Annotated in this window: 2 protein-coding genes; one reads left to right on the forward strand and one right to left on the reverse strand. The window is 55.4% G+C overall.

Features of this window, described 5'->3' with window-relative positions; all coding sequences use genetic code 11:
• Positions 1-120: 120 nt before the first annotated feature.
• Positions 121-3,567, reverse strand: coding sequence for a transcription-repair coupling factor (mfd, locus tag BG74_RS02560; protein WP_066596376.1), 3,447 nt, complete (start codon positions 3,565-3,567; stop codon positions 121-123).
• A 220-nt stretch (positions 3,568-3,787) separates the two neighbouring features.
• Between mfd and BG74_RS16085 the strand changes: the two genes are divergently transcribed.
• Positions 3,788-4,456 (forward strand): ABC transporter permease (locus BG74_RS16085; protein WP_244267183.1); only part of this gene is annotated, 669 nt, incomplete at its 3' end.

The raw sequence follows: 4,456 nt of genomic DNA on the forward strand, positions 1-4,456 counted from the left end.
CGCAACTGCGGTAAAATTCTGGAAAACGCTGCGCCCGGTGTTGCGCACCCGGCGCAGCGTTTTCCTTTAATAGAAGTGTGATCCGTGCCGCACACTCCCTCGCCGTAACCCCTGTCACGTTTAAGCGCTAAACGTGTTCTGTCGTAATTCCTCTAGCAGAGCGTCGACATAGTTCAGCCGCACCGTGCGATCCGCCAAATCGCGAATAAATCTAAAGCGGGTCGGGCCGTCCAGTCGGTAGGTGGCCGGCTCGCGTGTAAGCAGGCCGATTAAATAAGCGGGGTCGACACGATTGGTTTCTCTGAATTCGATAAAACCCCCTTTATCGCTGCCCTCGATGCGGCGAATGCCCAACCGTTGCGCCCGCTGTCTGAGGCAGGCTATCGCCAGCAAATAGCGCGCTGGGTCAGGCAGTAGACCGAAGCGGTCGATAAGCTCTACTTTCATGTCTTCGATTTCACTGTTATCGACGGCACTGGCAATGCGTTTATACAGCGACAAACGCATATTGACGTCTGGAATATACTCTTCCGGCAGCAGCGCGGGCATACGCAGCTCTACCTCGGTCAATTGGTTAGTGAGATCTTCCAAGGACGGCTCGCGACCGTCCTTGAGGGCGTCTACCGCATTTTCCAGAAGCCCCATATAAATAGAAAATCCTAAGGTTTCTATTTGACCACTTTGATCTTCTCCCAACAGTTCTCCTGCTCCTCGTATTTCCAAATCGTGAGTCGCTAACGCCAAGCCGGCGCCCAGATCCTCTAGTGAGGCGATAGTCTCCAATCGCTTACGGGCATCCTGGCTTAGCGCTTTCGGCGGCGGGATAAGCAGGTAGGCGTAAGCCTGGTGGTTCGATCTTCCGACGCGGCCACGCAATTGGTATAGCTGCGCCAAGCCGAAATGGTCCGCCCGCTCAATGATAATAGTATTGGCATTTGCAATGTCGATACCAGTTTCAATGATAGTGGTACACACCAGCACATTAAAGCGCTGATCGTGAAAATCATTCATCACCTGTTCCAAATCGCGCTGGCGCAGCTGACTGTGGCCGATGGTGATGCGCGCCTCCGGTACCAGAGTTTCCAGGCGGCGGGCGGCTTTTTCAATATTCTTGACGTCGTTGTAAAGATAATAGACTTGGCCGCCGCGGCGCACTTCACGCAGGATCGCCTCACGTACCACAAGAGCATCGTATTCGCGTACAAACGTTTTCACCGCCAGCCGCCGCGCCGGCGGAGTGGCGATAATCGACAGATCGCGCATGCCGCTCATCGCCATATTCAGCGTGCGCGGAATGGGGGTGGCAGTCAGGGTGAGAATATCGACATCGGCGCGCATCGCTTTAATCCGTTCCTTATGGAGCACGCCAAAGAGGTGCTCCTCGTCAACAATCAGCAGGCCTAAATCGTGCCATTTGACGTCGTTTTGCAGCAGTTTATGGGTACCAATCAGAATATTCACTTTGCCTTCGGCAGTCTGCTTGAGCACTTGGGCCTGATCCCGTGCGCTGCGGAAACGTGAAATTATCTCGATACGCACAGGCCAGTTGGCGAACCGGTTGCGGAAATTGTCGAAATGCTGCTGCGCCAGGAGGGTAGTGGGCACCAGCACGGCCACCTGTTTGTGGTTTTCAATTGCTAGGAAAGCGGCGCGCATCGCGACTTCTGTTTTGCCGAAGCCGACATCGCCGCAGACCAGGCGGTCCATGGCCAGCGGCTGGCACATGTCGCTGAGTACCGCGTTAATTGCCTGAGCCTGATCCGCTGTGAGCTCAAACGAAAACCTATCGCAGAACAATTGATAATTTTCCTGACTATGGCGGAAGGCGAAGCCGCTTTTGGCAGCACGCTTTGCATAGATATCCAAAAGCTCCGCCGCCACGTCCCGCGCCCGCCCGGCTGCTTTTTGCCGCGCCCGCGCCCAGGTGTCGCCACCCAGTTTGTGCAGCGGCGCGTTTTCATCGACGCCGCAGGCGTAATGGCTGATGAGATGTAGCGAGGATACCGGCACGTATAGCTTATCATTGCCGGAATAAGTGAGTATTAAATACTCTGCCTTTATGCCTCCCGCCTCAAGGGTGGTCATGCCGGCGTAGCGGCCGACACCGTGTTCCAGATGTACCACAGGCTGGCCTTCATGCAGTTCGGCCAGATTGCGGATTAAGGCATCGGCGTTAATGGTTCGACGATTATCCTGCCGGCGGCTGACCCGTTCCCCCAACAGATCGCCTTCGCAAATCAATGCCCTTGCGCGCATCGCGTCGATAAAGCCGTGCTCGCTGGCGCCGATGATGAAATAAGCACCTGGTTCGGCAGCGTCTTCCAGCCGGCTTATAAGCCTCGGTAAAATCTTCACCCGCGCTAGCAGCTCGCTTAGGGTTTCCCGCCGTCCTTCGCTTTCCACAGAAAAAATCACCGAGCCGTCAAACTGCTCGCAAAACCGGCGCAACTTGTCTGTGGGCGCTTTGCTCTGCACCTCCACCACCAAATCCGGCAGCGGTCGATAATCCATGTTGTGCTGTCCGGCTTTCTCCGGCAGCGTTTGCGTGCTGAGCTGCACCCGTGGCCAACGTTTAAGTTCGGCAAACAGATCCTCAACCCTCAGCCACAGCGCCTCTGGCCGCAGCAGCGGGCGCATGGGATCCACGCAGCGATTGTCAAAGCGCGCGCACGCATCATCCCAAAAACGGCCAGCGATGGCCTCGAGATCCCCGGTGTTGATCACCAGTGTGTCCGCCGGCAAATGGCTGAATAGCGGCACTAACGGTTCGCTGAAAAACAGTGGCTGCCAATATTCGATCCCCTCTGGCAGCATCCCTTTGCTTACCTGCTGGTAAACATGTTCGGCTTCGCGACGCACATCAAACTGCTCTCGCCACTGGCTGCGGAACAACTCTATCGCGGCTTTATCGGTAGGGAATTCGTGCGCCGGCAGTAGATTGATGGAGGTGACTTCCTGGAGTGTGCGCTGGGTATCTACGTCGAAAATACGCAGGCTGTCGATGTCGTTATCAAAAAAATCGATGCGGTAAGGCTCTTCGCTGCCCATGGGATAGAGATCCAGAAGCGCACCGCGGGCGGCGAATTCACCGTGCTCCATCACCTGATAGACGCTACGGTAGCCGGCCCGTTCCAACTGGGCGTGTAATGTTTCTCGCGATAGACTCTGGCCTTTGGTCATCAACAGCGTACGGCGGTGTAAAAAGTTGTGCGGGCAGACCCGCTGTATCAGGGTATTCACCTGCAGGATGATGACGCCGCGCGCAAGCGTAGGCAGCTGGTATAGGGTGGCTATCCTGTTAGAAATAATTTCTTTATGGGGAGAGAAACTATCATAGGGTAGGGTCTCCCAATCGCGCAGGATAAGGACTGGGTGACGGGTGAACCGCCGGATCTCGTCATGTAGACACAACACGCTTTGCATGTCGGTGGCGATGAACAACACCGGTCCCGGATAGCGGTCGACGATGGCGGCACACTCTACGGCGATGGCGTCGTCGGTAAGCTGACCCAGAGTCAGTTTTTTGCCGGCTTGGGTTGGTATGATATAACGATCGCGTTCTGACATTGACATAGCAGCAAATGATAAATCTCTTTTCTCATATCACGAGACTATCGCAGCACAGCCTGCGGTAGAATGCCTGTAGTAACGGGTCTATAGCTAAAATATACGCACCTTCAGGAATAAAGGTTGGCAGTTGCGGCGCTTGATAGTTCCATAATGCCACACGACCCTTTATTATTCTTGATCACTTTGCTTTCGCAACCGCATCCACAGACGGAAATCAATGTATCAACCTGTCGTGTTATATATTGGCCTGCGCTATATGCGTAGGCGGGCATCAGACCGCTTCGGTCGTTTTGTCTCCTGGCTCTCCACCATCGGTATAACGCTTGGCGTGATGGCGATGGTGACGGTGTTATCGGTGATGAACGGTTTCGAGCGTGAACTGGAGAGCAATATCCTCAGATTGATTCCCCAGGCGCTATTGACCACCCCCAAAGGGCGGCTTGATCCTAAGCGTATTCCGGCCTCGGTGCCAGACGCGCTTGCGGGTGTAATGTGCGTGGCGCCGCTGACCATCGGTGATATCGTGTTGCAAAGCGCGCACAGTGTGGCGATGGGTGTGATGCTTGGTGTCAACCCTGGGGATCCTGAACCGCTGTCTCATTATTTACTGGAGGCCCGGCAAGATGATCTAGTGTCCGGCCAATACCGAGTGATTCTGGGCGATGAACTGGCCGCCTCGCTCGGCGTGAAGCGCGGAGACGCAGTGCGGCTGATGGTGCCCGGGGCTAGCCAATTCACCCCGATAGGCCATATTCCCAGTCAGCGTTTATTCACCGTCGCCGGCACCTTCGCTGCCAATAGCGAAATCGATGGTTACCAACTGCTGGTCAATCAGCAAGATGCATCGCGCCTGATGCGCTATCCCGCCGGCTATGTCAGCGGCTGG

The organism is Sodalis-like endosymbiont of Proechinophthirus fluctus (assembly GCF_001602625.1).
GTDB lineage: Bacteria > Pseudomonadota > Gammaproteobacteria > Enterobacterales > Enterobacteriaceae.

Bases quoted from the DNA above. Each gene is read 5' to 3' on its own strand.
- mfd (WP_066596376.1), bottom strand. From the start codon at position 3,567: ATGTCAGAACGCGATCGTTATATCATACCAACCCAAGCCGGCAAAAAA.